Origin of the sequence: Sphingobium sp., from assembly GCF_036170395.1 — a bacterium.
In the GTDB taxonomy this organism is placed as follows: Bacteria; Pseudomonadota; Alphaproteobacteria; order Sphingomonadales; family Sphingomonadaceae; genus Sphingobium.
Genome location: NZ_JAVHPD010000004.1, coordinates 18,990 through 37,034, shown reverse-complemented (window position 1 = coordinate 37,034; position 18,045 = coordinate 18,990). Strand labels below are relative to the sequence as shown.

24 protein-coding genes are annotated in these 18,045 nt (G+C 66.3%); 13 read left to right on the top strand and 11 right to left on the bottom strand.

What is annotated here, in order from left to right; all coding sequences use genetic code 11:
- Positions 1 to 223: DNA-formamidopyrimidine glycosylase family protein (locus V2B31_RS00985; protein WP_328274417.1), on the bottom strand; the 223-nt coding region annotated here is incomplete at its 3' end.
- 79 nt (positions 224 to 302) lie between these two features.
- Here V2B31_RS00985 and V2B31_RS00980 point away from each other — a divergent pair.
- From V2B31_RS00980 to V2B31_RS00940, 9 genes are read left to right on the top strand one after another with little or no spacing between them, the layout of a single operon-like run.
- Complete coding sequence (locus V2B31_RS00980; protein ID WP_328274405.1) at positions 303 to 1,034, top strand: class I SAM-dependent methyltransferase; 732 nt, start codon at positions 303 to 305, stop codon at positions 1,032 to 1,034.
- A gap of 49 nt (positions 1,035 to 1,083) precedes the next feature.
- Complete coding sequence (gene ubiB / locus V2B31_RS00975) at positions 1,084 to 2,622, top strand: 2-polyprenylphenol 6-hydroxylase (RefSeq protein ID WP_328274403.1); 1,539 nt, start codon at positions 1,084 to 1,086, stop codon at positions 2,620 to 2,622.
- A gap of 4 nt (positions 2,623 to 2,626) precedes the next feature.
- Entirely contained in the window at positions 2,627 to 2,923 is a 297-nt protein-coding gene (locus V2B31_RS00970; RefSeq protein ID WP_328274401.1) for a nucleotidyltransferase family protein, read from the top strand.
- Positions 2,923 to 3,270 (top strand): HepT-like ribonuclease domain-containing protein, encoded by a 348-nt coding sequence (locus V2B31_RS00965; RefSeq protein ID WP_328274399.1) that lies wholly within the window; start codon positions 2,923 to 2,925, stop codon positions 3,268 to 3,270. Before V2B31_RS00970 ends, V2B31_RS00965 begins: the two co-directional genes overlap by 1 nt.
- Positions 3,267 to 4,532: a bifunctional phosphopantothenoylcysteine decarboxylase/phosphopantothenate synthase gene (locus V2B31_RS00960; protein ID WP_328274397.1), complete on the top strand. Its 1,266-nt coding sequence runs from the start codon at positions 3,267 to 3,269 to the stop codon at positions 4,530 to 4,532. The genes V2B31_RS00965 and V2B31_RS00960 overlap by 4 nt, the downstream gene beginning before the upstream one ends.
- Complete coding sequence (gene dut, locus V2B31_RS00955) at positions 4,510 to 4,956, top strand: dUTP diphosphatase (protein WP_328274396.1); 447 nt, start codon at positions 4,510 to 4,512, stop codon at positions 4,954 to 4,956. The genes V2B31_RS00960 and dut overlap by 23 nt, the downstream gene beginning before the upstream one ends.
- Positions 4,957 to 4,960: 4 nt before the next feature.
- The gene (locus tag V2B31_RS00950; protein ID WP_328274395.1) at positions 4,961 to 5,368 is read left to right on the top strand and encodes a hypothetical protein; all 408 of its coding nucleotides are present in this window, start codon (positions 4,961 to 4,963) and stop codon (positions 5,366 to 5,368) included.
- On the top strand, positions 5,365 to 6,138 hold the full coding sequence (locus V2B31_RS00945) for a HesA/MoeB/ThiF family protein (protein WP_328274394.1): 774 nt from the start codon (positions 5,365 to 5,367) through the stop codon (positions 6,136 to 6,138). The genes V2B31_RS00950 and V2B31_RS00945 overlap by 4 nt, the downstream gene beginning before the upstream one ends.
- The gene (locus V2B31_RS00940) at positions 6,120 to 6,485 is read left to right on the top strand and encodes a DsrE family protein (RefSeq protein ID WP_328274393.1); all 366 of its coding nucleotides are present in this window, start codon (positions 6,120 to 6,122) and stop codon (positions 6,483 to 6,485) included. The genes V2B31_RS00945 and V2B31_RS00940 overlap by 19 nt, the downstream gene beginning before the upstream one ends.
- A 103-nt stretch (positions 6,486 to 6,588) precedes the next feature.
- Here the strand turns inward: V2B31_RS00940 and V2B31_RS00935 are convergent, their stop codons facing one another.
- The 4 genes from V2B31_RS00935 to V2B31_RS00920 all read right to left on the bottom strand — a co-directional run bounded on the left by V2B31_RS00935 (position 6,589) and on the right by V2B31_RS00920 (position 9,507).
- On the bottom strand, positions 6,589 to 6,768 hold the full coding sequence (locus V2B31_RS00935; protein WP_328274391.1) for a hypothetical protein: 180 nt from the start codon (positions 6,766 to 6,768) through the stop codon (positions 6,589 to 6,591).
- Between the two features lie 58 nt (positions 6,769 to 6,826).
- Entirely contained in the window at positions 6,827 to 7,906 is a 1,080-nt protein-coding gene (locus tag V2B31_RS00930) for a M48 family metallopeptidase (protein WP_328274389.1), read from the bottom strand.
- 3 nt (positions 7,907 to 7,909) lie between these two features.
- Positions 7,910 to 8,998, bottom strand: a complete 1,089-nt coding sequence (locus V2B31_RS00925; RefSeq protein ID WP_328274387.1) for a YjgN family protein — start codon at positions 8,996 to 8,998, stop codon at positions 7,910 to 7,912.
- Between the two features lie 71 nt (positions 8,999 to 9,069).
- The gene (locus tag V2B31_RS00920) at positions 9,070 to 9,507 is read right to left on the bottom strand and encodes an ExbD/TolR family protein (protein ID WP_328274384.1); all 438 of its coding nucleotides are present in this window, start codon (positions 9,505 to 9,507) and stop codon (positions 9,070 to 9,072) included.
- A 172-nt stretch (positions 9,508 to 9,679) separates the two neighbouring features.
- Between V2B31_RS00920 and thrS the strand changes: the two genes are divergently transcribed.
- The 3 genes from thrS to V2B31_RS00905 all read left to right on the top strand — a co-directional run bounded on the left by thrS (position 9,680) and on the right by V2B31_RS00905 (position 12,813).
- On the top strand, positions 9,680 to 11,662 hold the full coding sequence (thrS, locus tag V2B31_RS00915) for a threonine--tRNA ligase (RefSeq protein ID WP_328274415.1): 1,983 nt from the start codon (positions 9,680 to 9,682) through the stop codon (positions 11,660 to 11,662).
- Positions 11,663 to 11,792: 130 nt separating this feature from the next.
- Entirely contained in the window at positions 11,793 to 12,326 is a 534-nt protein-coding gene (gene infC, locus V2B31_RS00910; RefSeq protein ID WP_328274382.1) for a translation initiation factor IF-3, read from the top strand.
- Positions 12,327 to 12,435: 109 nt separating this feature from the next.
- Positions 12,436 to 12,813, top strand: coding sequence for a VOC family protein (locus V2B31_RS00905; RefSeq protein WP_328274380.1), 378 nt, complete (start codon positions 12,436 to 12,438; stop codon positions 12,811 to 12,813).
- Positions 12,814 to 12,820: 7 nt separating this feature from the next.
- On the opposite strand, the gene msrA is transcribed toward V2B31_RS00905, so the two are convergent.
- From msrA to pabB, 5 genes are all read right to left on the bottom strand, one after another.
- Positions 12,821 to 13,495 (bottom strand): peptide-methionine (S)-S-oxide reductase MsrA, encoded by a 675-nt coding sequence (gene msrA / locus V2B31_RS00900; RefSeq protein WP_328274378.1) that lies wholly within the window; start codon positions 13,493 to 13,495, stop codon positions 12,821 to 12,823.
- The gene (locus V2B31_RS00895) at positions 13,479 to 13,664 is read right to left on the bottom strand and encodes a hypothetical protein (protein WP_328274419.1); all 186 of its coding nucleotides are present in this window, start codon (positions 13,662 to 13,664) and stop codon (positions 13,479 to 13,481) included. Before V2B31_RS00895 ends, msrA begins: the two co-directional genes overlap by 17 nt.
- A 209-nt stretch (positions 13,665 to 13,873) precedes the next feature.
- Positions 13,874 to 15,076: a pyridoxal phosphate-dependent aminotransferase gene (locus tag V2B31_RS00890; protein WP_328274376.1), complete on the bottom strand. Its 1,203-nt coding sequence runs from the start codon at positions 15,074 to 15,076 to the stop codon at positions 13,874 to 13,876.
- Between the two features lie 127 nt (positions 15,077 to 15,203).
- Positions 15,204 to 15,827: an aminotransferase class IV gene (locus V2B31_RS00885; protein ID WP_328274374.1), complete on the bottom strand. Its 624-nt coding sequence runs from the start codon at positions 15,825 to 15,827 to the stop codon at positions 15,204 to 15,206.
- Between the two features lie 26 nt (positions 15,828 to 15,853).
- Positions 15,854 to 17,026, bottom strand: a complete 1,173-nt coding sequence (gene pabB, locus V2B31_RS00880) for an aminodeoxychorismate synthase component I (protein ID WP_328274372.1) — start codon at positions 17,024 to 17,026, stop codon at positions 15,854 to 15,856.
- 138 nt (positions 17,027 to 17,164) lie between these two features.
- Here pabB and V2B31_RS00875 point away from each other — a divergent pair, with 138 nt between their 5' ends.
- Positions 17,165 to 17,536 (top strand): DUF983 domain-containing protein, encoded by a 372-nt coding sequence (locus tag V2B31_RS00875; RefSeq protein ID WP_328274370.1) that lies wholly within the window; start codon positions 17,165 to 17,167, stop codon positions 17,534 to 17,536.
- Between the two features lie 3 nt (positions 17,537 to 17,539).
- On the opposite strand, the gene V2B31_RS00870 is transcribed toward V2B31_RS00875, so the two are convergent.
- Positions 17,540 to 17,977, bottom strand: a complete 438-nt coding sequence (locus V2B31_RS00870; RefSeq protein WP_328274368.1) for an acyl-CoA thioesterase — start codon at positions 17,975 to 17,977, stop codon at positions 17,540 to 17,542.
- Positions 17,978 to 18,045 lie beyond the last annotated feature (68 nt).

The window sequence follows — 18,045 nt, the reverse complement described above, 5'->3', positions numbered from 1 at the left end:
CGAGGTGGAAGATCATCATGTCGCCGCGATCGGTTTCGATGAGGCCATATTTGGCGCGGCGCGACAGGCCGGTCACCGTCGCCCCCGTCAGCCGTTGCCGCAGGTCGACGGGGATCGGGAAGCGCAGGTCGGCGCGGCGCGGCTCCACCCGCGAGAGGGTCGCGCCCTCCAGCACGGATCGGAGGCCAGCGACGGTGGTTTCGACTTCGGGAAGCTCGGGCATCACGTCCATCTAGGCATAAGCGGATGTCATTCCCACCTTTGGGTGGAACGGGGCACAATCTCTGTCTAGAGGGCTTTGCATGAGCGAAACAGCATCCTTCGGCTATCGCGACGTCGATGCCGCCGAAAAAGCGGGCATGGTCCGCGACGTCTTCTCCAACGTGGCGGGCAAATATGACCTCATGAACGACGCCATGTCGGGCGGCGCGCATCGCCTGTGGAAGGACCAGTTCGTGCGCCGGGTGAAGCCGCGCCCGGCCGAGCAGATTCTCGACATGGCGGGCGGCACCGGCGACATCGCCTTTCGGATGCACCGCCATGGCGCGCAGGTGACGGTGTCGGACATCAACCCGGAAATGCTCGCCGTGGGCATCGAGCGGGCGAAGAAGAAGGGGTATGAGGGCCTGATCTGGTCCGAGCAGAATGCCGAGCAACTGACCTTCGCCGACCGGACGTTCGACGCCTATACGATCGCGTTCGGCATCCGCAACGTCACCCATATCGACAAGGCGCTGAAGGAAGCGCACCGCGTGCTGAAGTTTGGCGGCCGCTTCTTCTGCCTGGAATTTTCCACCACGACCTGGCCCGGTTTCTCGGACGTGTATGACGTCTATTCGCACAGACTAGTGCCCCAACTCGGCAAGCTCTTCGCCAATGATGCGGACAGCTATCGCTACCTCATCGAATCGATCCGCCGCTTTCCGGATATGCCAAAGTTCGAGGGGATGATCCGGGACGCGGGCTTTGCGAACACGAAGGTCGAGCCGATCCTGGGCGGCCTGGTGGCGATCCATTCGGGCTGGAAAGCGTGATGGTCGCAACAGTTGAAAGCCCCTCCCTTCCAGGGAGGGGCTGGAATAGATGACCAGCCACGCTACCCATATCTGGCGGCTCCTGAAATGGGGCCGCACCCTCGCGCGCCATGGCGCGCTCACCGGCATCGAGCGCGATCCGCTGACCCCTGCGCCGGTCCGCCGCCTGGTCCGCCTCGCCCGCTTGGGCGCGCGTGTCCCCGCGCAGCCCCGCTATGCCGACGCCTTCCAGGCGATCGGCCCCGCCGCGATCAAGCTCGGCCAGACGCTCGCCACCCGGCCCGATCTGGTGGGCGAGGAAGCGGCCGCCGATCTCCTCCGCCTCCAGGACGCGCTCCCGCCCGTCCCCTTCGACACGATCCGCGCCGAGATCGAGCAGAGCTTCGGCCGCCCGCTCGAAGCCCTTTACGCCCGCTTCGACGAAGTGCCCGTCGGCGCCGCCTCGATCGCGCAGGTGCATCGCGCGCGCACCATCGATGGCCGCGACGTGGCGGTCAAGGTCATCCGCCCCGGCGTGATCGCGCAGTTCAACCGCGACATCCAGACCTATGAATGGGCCGCCGCCCATGTCGAGCAACTGGGCGGCGAGATCGCGCGGCTGCGCCCCCGCCTCGTCATCGCCAATATGAAGCGCTGGACCGCGCGCGAGCTGGACCTGCGCCGCGAAGCCGCTTCCGCGTCCGAACTCGCCGAGGCGATGGAGGCGATGCCGGGCTATCGCGTGCCCGCCATCGACTGGGACCGCACCACCGGCCGCGTCATGACGATGGAGTGGATCGACGGCATCAAGATCGCCGATCGCGCCGCGCTGATCGCCGCCGGCCATGACGTCAAGGATTTGGCTGCACGGCTGGTCGACGCCTTCCTGCGGCAGGCGATCGCGGAGGGCTTCTTCCACGCCGACATGCATCAGGGCAATTTGTTCGTGACGGCGCGCGGCGACATCGTCGCCATCGACTTCGGCATCATGGGCCGGATCGACCGGCGCGCGCGCATGTGGCTGGCGGAGATTCTCTTCGGCCTCATCACCGGCAATTATCGCCGCGTCGCCGAAATCCATTTCGAGGCGCAATATGTGCCCGCTCACCATAATGTCGCCGAGTTCGCGACAGCCCTCCGCGCCGTGGGCGAGCCGATGCGCGGCAAGCCGGTGCGCGAGCTGTCGGTCGGCGGGATGCTGGACGGGCTGTTCGCCATCACCCGCGATTTCGACATGCAGACCCAGCCGCACCTCCTCCTGCTGCAAAAGACGATGGTGATGGTGGAGGGCGTGGCGACTGCGCTCGACCCCGACATCAACCTCTGGGAAACGAGCGGCCCCTATGTGCGCGAATGGCTGCGCACCGAATTGGGGCCGGAGGCGAAGGCGGCCGACACGCTGATCGAAAATTGGCGCACATTGCAAAGGCTGCCCGCCCTCGTCCGCCGGATCGAGGACGCCTTTCCGGAGAAGGGCGGCGCCCCCCCGCCCCCGCCCCTGACCGAGGTGAAGCTGATCCGCGTCGGCGGCGGCTGGCGCTATGCGCTGGTCGCGGTGCTGGCGGCGGCGGCCGGGGCTGGCGCGATGTGGCTGCTTGGCTTATCCTGACATCATGACCCGCGAGGAAGCCATTGCCCGTTTGAAGCCGCACGAGGCCGAACTGCGCGCAGCGGGCATCCGTTCGCTCGCGCTGTTCGGCTCGGTCGCGCGCGGCGAAGCGCGCGAGGATTCGGATGTCGACCTGATGTGCGAGATCGACCACGACAGCGGCATCGACCTGATCGCCTTCGCCGGGCTCCAACTGAAGCTCCAGCATTTCATGCGCTGTTCGGTCGATCTGGTCGAGCGCGGTGCCATGCGACCCCGTATCCGCGCGTCGGCCGAGACGGATATGGTTCCCGTCTTCTGATGCCGGTGAATAGAGACATTGATCGACTGGCGCTGATCGTCGACTTGATCGATCATATCGGCCGACGGCTGACTCGCCTCACAGAGGCCACTTTCCTGGCCGATCAGGACGAAATCGACCTGACAGCGTTCCGCCTGCTGCATATCGGTGAGGCAGCGCATAAATTGTCGGGCGACCTCAAGGCGAGGCTTGTCCACATTCCCTGGGCCGCCATCTATCAGATGCGAAATGTGATTAGCCACGACTATCCGGCGATCATTCCTGCACGTCTGTGGGACACCGCCACGACAAAGCTGGAGGATCTGCGGCTGATGTGCCGCGCTGAGCTGGCGCGCTTGGGCCAATGACCCAGCGCGTCCTCCTCATCGTCTCCGGCGGCATCGCGGCCTATAAGGCGCTGGAGCTTGTTCGCCTGCTCAAGCGGCGCGGCATTGCGGTGCGCGGGGTGCTGACGGAGAGCGCCAAGCAGTTCGTCACGCCCTTGAGCCTCGGCGTCCTCACCGAGGACCATGTCTATGGCGACATGTTCGACCTCAAGGAAGAGCGCGAGATCGGGCATATTCAGCTCAGCCGCCAGGCCGACCTGATCGTCATCGCGCCCGCGACCGCCAATATCCTCGCCCGAATGGCGGCCGGCATCGCCGACGATCTCGCCACAACCATCCTGCTCGCCACCGACAAGCCGGTGCTGGCGGTTCCGGCGATGAACGTGCGCATGTGGCATCATCGCGCGACGCAGCGGAACCTCGATACGCTGCGCAGCGACGGCATCCACATTTTGGAGCCGGCGAGCGGGGCGATGGCCTGCGGCGAATATGGCAAGGGCCGCCTGCCCGAGCCCGAGGAGATCGTGGCCGAGATCGAGCGGCTCCTGTCTTTCGTTCGGGCTGAGCCTGTCGAAGCCCTACCCTTTTCTTCAGGCAGCGAGCGCCCTTCGACAGGCTCAGGGCGAACGGAGGTTTTGAAAGGCCGCCACATCCTCGTGACCGCTGGGCCGACGCATGAGCCGATCGATCCGGTGCGCTACATCGCCAATCGCTCGTCGGGCAAGCAGGGCTTCGCCATCGCGGCCGCCGCCGTGCGAGCCGGGGCACGGGTCACGCTGATCGCGGGGCCGGTCCACCTCCCCACCCCCGCCGGCGTCGAGCGGATCGATGTCGAGACTGCGCGCGAGATGCTGACCGCTGTCGAAGCAGCGCTGCCCGCCGACGCCGCGATCATGGTCGCCGCCGTCGCCGATTGGCGCACGGCCGACGCCGCCGATCAGAAGATCAAGAAGGACGGATCGGGCCAGCCGGCCCCGCTCGCGCTGGTGGAGAATCCCGACATCCTCGCCACCCTTGGCCGCCACGCCCAGCGCCCCGCTTTGCTCGTCGGCTTCGCGGCAGAAACGCAATCCATCGCCGATCACGCCCAGGCCAAGCTCATGAAGAAAGGCGCGGACTGGATCGTCGCCAACGACGTGTCTGGCGACGTGATGGGCGGTGACAGCAACGCGGTACAGATCGTCACCGCCGCCGGCATCGACATCTGGCCGCCCCTGCCCAAGGACCAGGTCGCCACCCGCCTCATCGAGAAAGTCGCCCATGCCCTCGCCGATCGAGATTAAACTGAAGCGCCTGCCCCATGGCGAAGGGCTGCCCGTCCCCGCCTATGCCACGGCGCACGCCGCCGGCATGGACGTGGTCTCGGCGGAGGATGTGACCTTGCGCCCCGGCGGCCGCCATGCCGTCGCCACCGGCTTCGCCATGGCGATCCCGGAAGGCTATGAGGTGCAGGTCCGCCCCCGCTCCGGCCTGGCGCTCAAACATGGCATCAGCCTGCCCAACACGCCCGGCACGATCGACGCCGATTATCGCGGCGAGCTGAAGATCATCCTCATCAACCTTGGCGATCAGCCCTTCGTCATCGCGCGCGGCGACCGCATCGCCCAGCTCGTCGCCGCCCCGGTGCAGCTTGCCAGCTTCGCGGAAGTCGATAGTCTGGGCGATACGGCGCGCGGCGAAGGCGGCTTCGGCTCTACAGGAGTGTGATGCGATGACGATGCTGGTTTCGCTGCTGCTGGCCGCCGCCGCTCCGAGCGCCGCCCCGCTCCCGTCGATGCCCGACGATATCAGCGCCGTGCCGGTGATCCATGGCTGGCAGGGCCGCCGCGTATCGCCGCGCTGGTCCGAGGATGTCGCCCGCTTCTACCGCAAGGGCAATTGTTCGAGCGCGGTCAGCTATGAAGGATCGTGGCTGCTCGAAATCGATATGCTCTTCCTGCTCTCGCCCGACGGCAAGCCGCTCAAGATCGCGCCAGTCAACGCCCGCTGCCCGGAGGTCGAGCGCTTCGTCAGCACGCGCGTCCTGAGCCTGCTGGGCAACAGCTTCCCCCAGGGCCGCGGGATGGAGCCGCGCTGGATGCGCTCGCAGGTGCGCTTCCTCTGGTCGGACGCGCCGTGACCCTGACCGACGATCAACTGGAGCGCTACGCCCGCCATATCGTCCTTAAGGAAATCGGCGGCGCGGGGCAGCTTCGGCTGCTGTCGGCCGATGTCGCGGTGATCGGCGCGGGCGGGATCGGCAGCCCGGCGATCCTCTACCTCGCGGCCGCCGGCGTCGGGCGCATCCGCGTGATCGACGATGATGCGGTCGCCCTCTCCAACCTCCAGCGGCAGGTGATGTTCGGCACCGCCGATGTCGGCGCGCCCAAGGCGGAGGCAGCGCTGGCCACCGTCGCGCGCCTCAACCCCGATGTGAAGCTCCTCCCCATCAACGCCCGGATCGATGCGGACAATGCCGCGCTGATCCTGCGCGACGCCGACGTGATCCTGGACGGCTGCGACAATTTCGCGACCCGCCTCGCGGTCGCGGACGCCGCGCAGCGGCTGCGCATCCCGCTCGTGTCGGCGGCGGTCGGCCCGTTCGAGGGGCAGCTATCCACCTATCGCGGCTGGGAGGCGGACAAGCCCTGCTATCGCTGCCTGGTCGGCGCACCCGACGACGCGCCCGAGCGCAACTGCGCCGAAACCGGCGTGCTCGGCGCGCTCACCGGCACGATCGGCAGCCTCGCCGCGCTCGAAACGCTGCGGCAGATCGTGCCCTTCGGCACGGACTTGGCCGGCCGGCTGCTGATCGCCGACCTGCTCTCGATGCGCTTTCGCACGCTTGTAGTGCCCAAGGATCCGGGCTGCGCCGGCTGCGCCATGGACCTATGCGTCCCCTCGCTCTGATCGTCGCCACGCCCGAGCCGGAAAGGCTGCGCGGCGCGCTCACCCTGGCGGCGGCGCAGGCGGCGCTGGGCGGCGCGGCGACCCTGTTCCTGCAACTCGACGCCGTCGCGCTGCTGCGTCCGCCGCTCGGCGCGCCGCAGGACGCCGCGCATCGCGCGGCCGGCCTGCCCGATCTTGCGGCGTTGATGGACGAAGCACGGGCGATCGGTGTCCGCCTCCTCGCCTGCCAGAGCGGGCTGGCGCTCGCGGGCCTTGTTGCGGCCGACCTGCCGCCCGGCGCGGAAGCCGCTGGCCCGGTCGCGCTGCTGCAAGATTTGCCCGACGACGCCCGGCTGCTGTTCGTCTGACAGCCAAATTGTCCGCATCGTCAATCGGATCGTCACCCCGGGCTTGACCCGGGGTGACGGAGAAAAGCTCTGACGCAACTGCCTTTGATCGGGTCAACGGCGTTCAGCGGATGACGGGGAAAATCCGGCGCAGCTTCTGCGCGGTCTCAGCGCCCGAAGTCGCCTGAGTTCCGAGCGTATCGGAGGCGTCGGCAGAAAGGCCCGGCAGCAGCCCGATATGCGCCGCTCCCCAGAAGGCGGCATAGCACACAAGCGCCGTCAGCGCGTAACGCATCGTCTTCATCGGCCGCCTCCTTTCCGGCTGCCTCCATAAAGACTGTGCGGGACGCATTGAACCGCGATCAGAAGGGGCGGCCCCAGGCGTCCTCCACGCTGGGGTCGGACTTGCAACTGCGGCGCAGCGCCCGCCACTGGGCCGCGTCCAGCGCCGGGCGATAGGCCGCGCCCCGCTGCACCGCCGCCTCGAACCGCTTGCGCCGGTCGGCCGACAGCGGATGGGACGACAGCCAGGTCATGGCCCGCTCCATGTTGGCGCCCTCGCCCTTGCCGCCCATCCGCTCGAAGAAGGCGGCGGTGCCGGCGGGCGAAATCGCGGCGGCGCGCATCTGGGCGATGGCGACGCTGTCCGCCGCATCCTCCGCCTTGCGCCCGTAGCTCAGGGACAGGACGCCGTTCAGATAGCCGCCCGTATCGCCGGCGAACCCGCCCAGCAGGACGCTCAGGCCCAGTTGCCGCACCAGCCCGGTCATCGTGTCGCGGTGGCGCACATGGCCCAGTTCATGCCCCAGCACGCCGGCCACCTCGTCGGGCGACCCCGCCTGCTGGATCAGCCCGTCGAACAGGATGATCCGCCCGCCCGGCAGAGTGACGGCGTTGACCAATGGGATGTTGGCGACCACCACGTCGCGCGCTTCGGCATCGGGGTCGATCCGCGCGACGAGGGCGGCCAGCGCCTTGTCGCCGGCGGGCGTGCTGCATATCCGGCCGCCGAAATCGCCGACCATCGCGTCGCCCATCCGGTTTTCCCAGCTTTGCGGGATCATCGGCGCGATCAGCGCCGGCGCTTCCAGCGCCCCCCACACCACCAGCCCGGCGACGAGGGTGAAGGCGGCCGCCGCCTGCCACAGCCCGAAGCGGTCGATCCAGCGGCCATAGCGCTCCGCCCTGGGCAGACGGGCCGCGATGTCGGGCGGCGCATCCCCGGCAAAGCCCATGCGCCATCCCGGCAGCGCGCGATGGCCATAGGCCGACCGGCCCTTGTCCGCGCCGATGACGGTGAGGTCATCCCAGGCGACCGGCTCGCCCGTCCAGCCGCTCTCCGGCTCAGTGAGCCGGAAATGCGCTTCGCCCTCCGCCGCCAGCGCCACATCGCGCCGCACGGCGGTGACGCCGTCATAATGCCAAAGGCGGAACGCCTCCATCGGTCAGAAGGCGCCCACATCCAGCGCGTCGAGCAGCCCTTCGCCATGCCGATCCGTGCGGGTTCGCGATTGCGCCAACTGATCCGTGTATATTTCTCCGGCCGCGCCCATATGGGTGATGAAAAATTTCCAGTGGCGATATTGCAGGAAGATCGCCCCAATGCCCAATGTGCAGACCACCAGCGCTACGTCACCGAAAAACAGAGCCAGCCAGTCGTCCGTGCTCGCCTCGAACGAGAATTGCAGGCCGCCCAAGGACAAATTGTCGATCGCTTCGCGAAGGAAAGCGGCGTAATAGGCCAAAGCGATCAAACCCAGCAGCGTATAAACACCCAGGAAAATCACCAGAAAGGCAATGATCCGCAAGATGGGCGGGAAGCTTGAGGTCACGCGGATGCCGCCGCCCAGTTCGCCACCATAGATGTCCGCCATCGCTATCGCCAGCAACACGAACAGGATTGGCGCAAGATAGAAGAGCAGAAATCGCTTCATCAAGGGGCGGGCGCGCCCTCTTGCAACGAACGGCTCGGATCCGAAGCTCATCCGGTTCATCCGGCGATTCCACAAGGACATCATCGACCAGGGAATCAGCAGTCCGAACGGAAGATAGGCGACCATCGTGCGCCACATATATTGACCGCCATATCCCCAGCCGGCGTCATCGCTGCCGCCGCGAATGCCGTGCCACCACGTGCGGCTCAAGCGATAGCGCAGGGCGCGAAAGCGGGCGACCCCGGTGAAATAGAAGATGGTGAAGGCGGCCATGATCGTCAGCACCCCGGCCAACGCAACCTGCCCTTGAAGGACCAGCGCCTGCGCGCCGAATTGCAAGAACAGAAAAGGCAGGCCGATCAGCACGAGGACCATAAGGAAGCCGACGAACAATTCCTTGCCGGTTCCCGTCCATTCCAGCCAATCGTCGATGAAGCGCGTGTTGGACCAAAGATAGCGCCGGGTCCGCGTCGTTGCCCAAAAGCGATAGACGCCCAGCGTCACGATCGTCAGCAGCAGATTGGTAAAGGCAATTGGCGCATAATCGCGCCAATTGCCCTCGAACGCAAAGCTGGCTTGCGCGTCGACTTCGTCCGTCATCTAAATCCCCCGAAAAGCCCCGGATAAGAGAAGATATCAGCCGAGGCGACGGGTCAAGTCAGAAGACCGCACTAAAACGCCCGATAGCGCTCATTGCCCACAAACCCCATCCGCGTCACGCCCGCGCGGCGGATGTCGGCCAGCACTTCGTCGACGATGAGGTAGCGCGCCTGCGCGTCGGGCTCGAACTGCAATTCCGGCTCCACCGGCAGCCGCAGCGACGCGGCGAGATAGCGGCGCAGCGTCAGCCGGTCGACCGCCGCGCCGTTCCAGCGGATGAGGCCGAAAGCGTCGATCGTCACCTTGTTCTTGACGGGATCGGGTTGCGGTAAAGATGTTTTGGGCTGCGGTTGCGGCAGGTCGATGCCCACGCTGTGCGTCTGGATCGGGATGGTGATGATGAACATGATGAGCAGCACCAGCATCACGTCGATCAGCGGGGTGGTGTTCATCTCGCTCATCGGCGCGTCGCCCTGCGCGCCATGGGGTCTTGCAAAGCTCAGAGCCATACGTCCCTCCTACTGCTGATTATGATATAACAGCACATCATGGATGCGCCTTTCGCGCGGCGCTGGCAAGAGGGCTTCTATTGACAGGATGGACCGCCCATTTAAGGGGAAGGCGCGGCTTTTTCTAAGCTGCGCGCCTACCCCTTCATCAGAGAGTTTCCCCGTGTCCGCCATGCTCAAGATCACCCTGCCCGACGGTAACGTGCGCGAAGTCGCGCCCGGCACCACCCCGGCGGATATTGCGGCGGCGATCGGACCAGGGCTGGCGAAAGCCGCCATTGCCGCGCGCGTCGATGGCGAATTGCGCGACATCGGCCGCCCGCTGGAGGCGGACGCGACCCTTGCGCTGGTGACGGCGAAGGACGAGGCGGATGCGCTCGAACTCGCGCGCCACGATTTCGCCCATATCCTCGCCGAAGCGGTGCAGGCGCTCTTCCCCGGCACCCAGATCACCTTCGGCCCGGCGACCGAGGACGGCTTTTATTATGATTTCGCGCCCAAGGATCGCCCCTTCACCGAGGAAGACCTTCCCGCGATCGAAGCGAAGATGCGCGAGATCATCGCCGCCGACAAACCGCTGCGCCGCGAAGTGATCGACCGCGACACGCTGATCGCGCAATGGGAAGCGGCTGGCGAGACGTTCAAGGCGCAATGGGCCGCCGAACTGCCACAGGGCGAGGAACTGACCGTCTATCATAGCGGCGACGGCTGGTACGACATGTGCCGCGGCCCCCATCTCGCCTCGACCGGCAAGCTCGACCCGCAGGCCTTCAAGCTGACCCGCGTGTCGGGCGCCTATTGGCGGGGCGACCAGAAGAATGCGATGCTCAGCCGCATCTACGGCACCGGCTGGCTCAATAAGAAGCAGCTCGACGCGCACCTCATGCGCCTCGAAGAAGCCGCCAAGCGCGACCACCGCAAGCTGGGGCAGGAGATGGACCTGTTCCACCTCCAGCAGGAAGCGCATGGGTCGGTCTTCTGGCATCCCAAGGGCTATGTCATCTGGCGGGCGCTGGAAGCCTATATGCGCCGGGCGATCGACGCGGCCGGCTATCGCGAGGTCAAGACCCCGCAGGTGATGGACGCGCGCCAGTGGGAGCAGTCCGGCCATTGGGGCAAATATCGCGAGAATATGTTCGTCATCCCCGACGAAGTACCAAACGTCGCGGATGAAGGCCCGCTGGTGTCGGACGATGCCGACTGGATGGCGCTGAAGCCCATGAACTGCCCGGCGCATGTCCTGATCTTCCGCCAGGGGATCAAGTCGTATCGCGACCTGCCGCTTCGCTTCTACGAAAATGGCTGCTGCCACCGCAACGAGCCGCATGGCGCGCTCCATGGGCTGATGCGCGTGCGCCAGTTCACGCAGGACGACGCGCATATTTTCTGCCGCGAAGACCAGGTCGTCGAGGAAGTCCGCGCCTTCTGCGCGCTCGCCGACCGCATCTACCAGGATTTCGGCTTCACTTACGCGATCAAGCTCGCCCTGCGGCCGGAGAAGCGCTTCGGCACCGAGGAGATGTGGGACAAGGCCGAGAATGAGCTGCGCGACGCGGTGGCGGCGGCGGGACTCAACACGCCCGACTATGGCTGGGAGGAACTGCCCGGCGAAGGCGCTTTCTATGCGCCCAAGCTCGAATGGCACCTCACTGACGCGATCGGCCGCACCTGGCAGGTCGGCACGCTCCAGTCCGACCGGGTTCTGCCCGAACGGCTCGACGCCAGCTATGTGGGTGAAGATGGCGAGCGCCACCGCCCGGTGATGCTCCACCGCGCGATCTTCGGCAGCTATGAACGCTTGATCGGCATATTAATCGAACATTATGCCGGCCGCTTCCCGCTCTGGCTCGCGCCGGTGCAGGCGGTGGTGGCGACCATCGTGTCCGACGCCGACGACTATGCCCGCGATGTGGTGGAGAAGCTGCGCGCGGCGGGCATCCGCGCGGAGGTCGACACCCGCAACGAGAAGATCAACTACAAGGTGCGCGAACATAGCCTGGCCAAGGTGCCCAACCTCCTCGTCGTCGGCCGGCGCGAGGCGGACGAAGGCACGGTCGCGCTGCGCGAACTCGGCAAGGACGGGCAGAGCATCCTTTCCGTCACCGATGTCATCGACCGGCTTGCAAAAGAGGCGCAGGCACCCGATATGCGGTGAGGCAGAAATGCCGCAAGGGCGCGTGATTCCGCTGTGGCGGAGGCACGCGCCCCTTTCGGCTTTTCGCAAAAGCCGCTAAGAGCCGTCCGTTTTTGAAACGACCATAGGAGATTCCGCTATACGTCCCCCGATGATGCGCCGCCCGCTGGCGCCGCCGCCGAAGTCCGGCCCCCGCTATAATGAGTTCATCACCGTGCCCAAGGTGCGCGTGATCGACGACGAAGGCGAAAATCTCGGTGTGATGTTTACGCAGGAGGCGATCGAGCAGGCCTATGAGGTCGGTCTCGATCTGGTCGAAGTGTCGCCCAACGCCGATCCGCCGGTCTGCAAGTTCCTGGACATCGGCAAATATAAGTACGAGGCCCAGAAGAAGGCGAACATCGCCCGCAAGACCCAGAAGACGCAGGAGATCAAGGAGATCAAGATGCGTCCGAACATCGACGATCATGACTATGATACGAAGATGAAGAAGGTCCATGACTTCATCGGCGACGGCGACAAGGTGAAGATCACCCTGCGCTTCCGCGGCCGCGAACTCAGCCACCAGCAGCTCGGCATGAACCTGCTCCAGCGCGTGGCCGAAAATGTCGCCGAAATCGCGAAGGTGGAAGCCTATCCGCGTATGGAAGGCCGGCAGATGCTGATGGTGCTGTCGCCGAAATAAGGGGCATCGCTGATTGATCGGACAAGGGCGGGCGCCGCAAGGCCCCGCCCTTTGCGATTCATGGGTTCGGCTGCTGGAACTATCGTGGGGCTGCATCCTTTAATGCGCCATGCTCCACCATGTCTCGCTCGGCACAGCAGACCTTGATCGCGCCCGCGCCTTCTACGATCCGGTGATGCGGGAACTCGGCCTCACCCGCACGCTCGATGTCGAGGATGCGGTCGGCTATGGCGCAGGCATTACCGCGTTCAGCCTCAATCTGCCAGCGGACGGCGCAGCCGCTGCGCCGGGCAACGGCGTGCATGTCGCGTTCGAGGTGGAGCGACGCGCCGCCGTCGACGCCTTTTTCCGTGTCGCGGTGGAACAGGGCGGAATGGCGGAGGGCGAACCGGGTTTGCGGCCCCATTATGACGCCCATTATTATGCCGCCTTCGTGCGCGATCCTGATGGGAATAAGATCGAAGCGGTCACCTTCGCCGCTGCATGATCGCGGATCAGGCCGACGGCCTGTCCCGATACAGCGCCGGATACATCGCCTTGAACGCCGCCAGCTTGGGCGCGTCCCAGCGCATGATATAGGGGTGGCGCGGATTTTTGCGCATGAAATCCTGATGGTCCTCGCCCGCATTCTGGAAGCCGGTAAAGCGCTCCACCTTGGTCACCACCGGATCGCGCCACAGGCCGGCCTTGTCGAGCTGCGCGAGATAGGCGCGCGCTGCCTTGTCCTGCTCGGCGTTCAGCGGAAACAGGGCGCTGCGATATTGGGTGCCATGGTCTGGCCCCTGATAGTTGAGCGTGGTCGGATCGGCGATGACGGAGAAGAAGACGCGCAGCAGCGTGCCATAGCTCACTTGCTTGGGATCATAGGTGACGCGCACCGACTCGGCGAAACCCGTGTCGCCCCCGCTCACCGTCTCATAATCGACGCGCTTGCCCTTCGGCCCGCCGGCGAACCCGGACACGACAAGGTGGACGCCCTTAATATGGGAAAAGACGCCTTCGACGCCCCAATAGCAGCCGCCGGCGAATATCGCCGTCTCCAGCTTGCGGGTGGGCGCAGCGTCGACCTGCGGCACGGGCGCCTGCACCACGCGCTCGGCGCAGGCAGGGGCCGCCACGGCCAAAGCCGCGACAGCGGCCAGGATCAGGCGCTTAGAGCGCACCCGCATCGGTCTGGGTCGCCGCAACCGCAGGGCTGCTGAACAGCGGCGGCTCGTCGGGCTGGAGCATCACCATCGCCACAGCGCCCACGGCAAACCCGCCCAAAAAGCGCAGGAACAGCTCGGATTTCAAAAACGCCAACATGGCGAATGCCTTTCGTCTCGCTTTGCCGATCATTTCGGCCCCGGCTACCCGCATCCGACTTGCCCCTGTCTGAACGGCCGCGATCGCATCAGCGACTTTCGACCAACGCAGACGTCAGGACGACGAACGGAGCGGAACCTTTAATTCAGTTTCTCATCGCAACGGGCATATAGGCCGCGCCCCGCCGAACACAAGACGGCGCGGCGCGAAAAGGACCGTTTCGGTTTTTGGCCCGAAAACGCTTATTTCAGCGCGGCGCAGGCTTCCTGAATGCGGGTGCACGCCTTCTTGAGCACCTCGTCCGACGTCGCATAGCTGATGCGGAAGGCGGGCGAGAGGCCGAAGGCCGCGCCATGCACCGCCGCGACCTTCGCTTCATCGAGGAAATAGCCGATCAGCGCCTCGTCGCTGTCGATCAGAGCGCCCTTGGGCGTCGTCTTGCCGATCACGCCGCTGGCGTCGGGATAGACGTAGAAGGCGCCTTCGGGCGTCGGGCAATCGAGGCCCGGCGCGTCGTTCAGCATCGCGACCACCATGTCGCGGCGCTTCTTGAACACGGCGTTGCGCTCCTCCAGGAAATCCTGCGGGCCGGTGAGCGCCGCCGCCGCCGCCGCCTGGCTGATCGAGCAGGGATTGCTGGTCGATTGCGATTGCAGCTTGCCCATCGCCTTGATGATCCATTCGGGCCCGCCCGCGAAACCGATGCGCCAGCCGGTCATCGAGAAAGCCTTGGAACAGCCATTGACTGTCAGCGTGCGGTCGTACAGCTCCGGGCACACCTGCGCGATCGTGGCGAAGGGCGTGGGCGCATACCAGACATGCTCATACATGTCGTCGGTCATCACCAGCACATGCGGGTGGCGCAGCAGCACATCGGCGAGAGCCTTCAACTCGTCGGCCGAATAGGCCGCGCCCGACGGGTTGGAGGGCGAGTTCAGCATCACCCATTTGGTGCGCGGCGTGATCGCCGCGTCGAGCTGCGCCGCGGTGATCTTGTAGCCCTGGCTGGCCGGCCCCTCGATGAACACGGGCGTGCCGCCTGCAAAGTTCACGATGTCGGGATAGCTCACCCAATAGGGCGCGGGGATGATGACCTCGTCCCCTGCGTCCACCGTCGCCACAAGCGCGTTGAACAGCGTGTGCTTGCCGCCCGAATTCACGCTGATCTGGCTGCGCTTGTAGGCTAGGCCATTGTCGCGCTGGAACTTGAACATCACCGCTTCCTTGACGTCGGCGGTGCCGTCCACGTCGGTATAGCGGGTCAGGTTGTTGCGGATTGCCGCGATGCCCGCATCCTTGACGAAGTCGGGCGTGTCGAAATCGGGCTCGCCCGCCGAGAGGCCAATCACGTCCACGCCTTCGGCTTTCAGCGCATTGACGCGCGCGCTCATGGCGAGCGTAGCGGACGGCTGGATACGGCCCAGGGCGGCGGAAGTCTGGCTCATGGCAACAATCTTTCTGTAAAGTCCCCTCGCCCGCATCTGAGTGCGGACGCGCTGCCCCTTAGTGCGCAACGGACGCAGGGGCAACCGGCCAGATAGCCGGCAAAGGCTTTACGGCAGGATCGTGCGCCTACCGCGCCAACGTCGCGGCCACCATGCCGCGCGCCGCATTGCCGATGAAGAAGCCGCGCTCCAGGTCGGCGACGCGCAGGTCGCCCTCCACCGCCTCGCCCATGTCAATGAGGCTCTGCCGCAATATGCCGGGCAGCACGCCGCGCGCCAGCGGCGGCGTCACCAGTTTGTCGCCGCGCTCGACGAAGATCGAGGAGAAACAGCCCTCGGTCAGATAGCCGTCGGCGTCGATCAGCAGCACCTCATAAGTGCCCCCGCGCTTCAGCGCATCGCGATAGAGCGACCGGTCGGTGGTCTTGTGCCGCAGCCGCCCGTCGTCGGCGGGGGCGTGGCGCGGCACCACGGCGACGGGCATGATCGCCTGCGGCCAGGTGCGATGATCGCGCACCTCGATCGCGATCGCTCCGCCGCGCGAGGCGAGCAGCCGCACCCGGCTCTTCGCCCGCAGGCGGAAGGTCGCGGCCTGCAACTCGTTGCGCACCCCATGCCGGTCGAACTGGAAACCCAGCGCATCCGCGCTCGCCTTCAGCCGCGTCAGATGCAGGTCGAGCAGCCTGATCCCCTCCAGAGGATCGAAGGCCATGGTTTCCAGCAGATCGAACCGTCCGTCGGCAAAGGGCATGGGCCTTCCTTCCCGTCCCGCCGCGCTCAAGTCAAGCCGGTCAGGAAGCGCGCCTTCGCGAGGCATTCGCGCCATTCGGCCGCGCCGTCCGAATCCGCGACGATGCCGGAGCCAAGGCCGAGGCGCGCCGCCCCTTCCCCGTCGCGCAGCGTCAATGTGCGGATCGCCACGTTGAAGGCCGCGTCACCCTCCGGGTCGATCCAGCCCATGGCCCCGGTGTAGACGCCGCGCGGAAACGGCTCGACCGCGTCGATAATCTCCATCGCCCGCACCTTGGGCGCGCCGGTGATCGATCCGCAGGGAAAGAGCACGCGCAGCACGTCGACCGGCGCCAGCCCTGGCAGCAGCCGCGCCCGCACCGTCGACACCAGTTGATGCACGGTTGGGAAGGTCTCGACCCGGAACAGGTCGGGCACGGTCACGCTCCCCGCGCGCGACACGCGCGACAGGTCGTTGCGCAGCAGGTCAACGATCATCAGATTTTCGGCGCGCTGCTTGGCGTCGCTTTCCAGCCAGCGAGCGATCGCCGCGTCCTCGTCCGGCTCCGCCCCGCGCGTCGCCGTGCCCTTCATCGGCCGCGCGGTCAGCTGCCCGCGCACCAGCGTGAAGAAGAGTTCGGGCGAAAAGGACAGGATCGTCTCCCCCTCGCCCCGGATGATCCCCCCATAGCCCGCCGCCGCGCGCGGCCGCAGCGCGGCGTAGAGCGCGATGGGATCGCCCGCCATCTCGACCGCGCAGGGAAAGGTCAGGTTGACCTGATAGATGTCGCCGGCGCGGATATAATCCTGCACCTGGGCGAAGGCGGCGCGATAGGCGTCCTCGTCCAGCGCCGGGCGCAGCGCCCCGACGCGCGCGCCCGCCGGATCGGGCAGCATCGGCGCAAGGCCGCCGGCCTGTATGAAGCGCACCCCTTCATACAGGCCGAACCAGAGCAGCGGCGCAACGCCTCCATCGCGCCGCCGCGCCACCGGGGCAAGCCGCTCCTCCAGCGCCAGCCCCGCTTCATAGGCGAGATAGCCCGCCGCATGGAGGCCCTGCTCCGCCGCCTCGGCCAGCCGGTCGAGCGCGGGCTGCACCTCCGCCATCGTCCGCGCGGCCACCACCCCCACCGGATCGCGATACAGCCGCGCCGACGCGGGCGCATGGACGCGCGCATCATCGAAAAGACAATAGGGCTCGTCGCCGCCGGGCAGATACATGGCGCTCTCTTAGAGAGACGCGCGCGCCGGGGAAAGGGGTGACGCTTGCCTTACGCGCGCGCTATTCCTAGACGCTCCGTGTTCCGGCGAAAGCCGGAACCCAGTCCCGCCCTCACCCTCTCGCAGGACGCCTGTCCCATGACCCAAGGCCGCCCCGACCGCCCGATCCGCCCCGCGCTGGCACTCGGCTTGCGCGGCCGTTGCCCGTGTTGCGGCGAGGGGCGGATGTTCGCGCGCTTCCTGAAGCCCGCGCCCTGCTGCGCCGCCTGCGGCCAGCCGCTCGACGTGCACCAGGCCGACGATCTGCCCGCCTATCTCGTGATCCTGCTGCTCGGCCACATCCTCGTACCGCTGATGATCGAGGTGAACGCCGCTTTCTCCGTGCCGATGCTGTGGCAGGCGGCGATCTGGCCGGCGCTCGCGGGCCTCCTGGCGCTGGCGCTGATCCAGCCGGTGAAGGGCGCCGTCATCGCCTTCCAGTGGAGCCGGCGCTTGGCGGGCTTCGTCTAAACCTTATTCCGGCCGGCGCAGGAAGTTCAGTTCCATCGCCTCGCGCAGCGTCTCGTCGATCACGCGCCGCCCCTCCGGCCCATGCGTCACGACGGTGGTGTCGGCGGTCGCGACGCAGACGCCTTTCTGGAATCCGGCCGAACTGATCGTCCAGCTCGTCCGCCCGATATGCCCGATCGCGCAATGCACCTCGAACGGATAGGGGAAATGCGATTCCTCGATGAAGTTCAGGGACACCGCCGCCACCAGCCAGCGCACCCCCTGTTCCTGCGGATGCCGGCCCAGATGGTGGTGGAAGCGGATGCGTGCGGTTTCGAAGATGCCCGAAATCGCGACATTGTTGATATGGCCCATCGTGTCGAGGTCTTGAAACCGCGTGTCGATGCTGGTGACGAAGCTGTAGGCGTTCGGATCGAACCGCCAGGCGTCGGGTTTGGCCATGTCGCGTCCCTTTTTGTGGGGGTAATCCGAAACTCTTAGCCCGCCCGGAACGGGATGCAATCGCATCG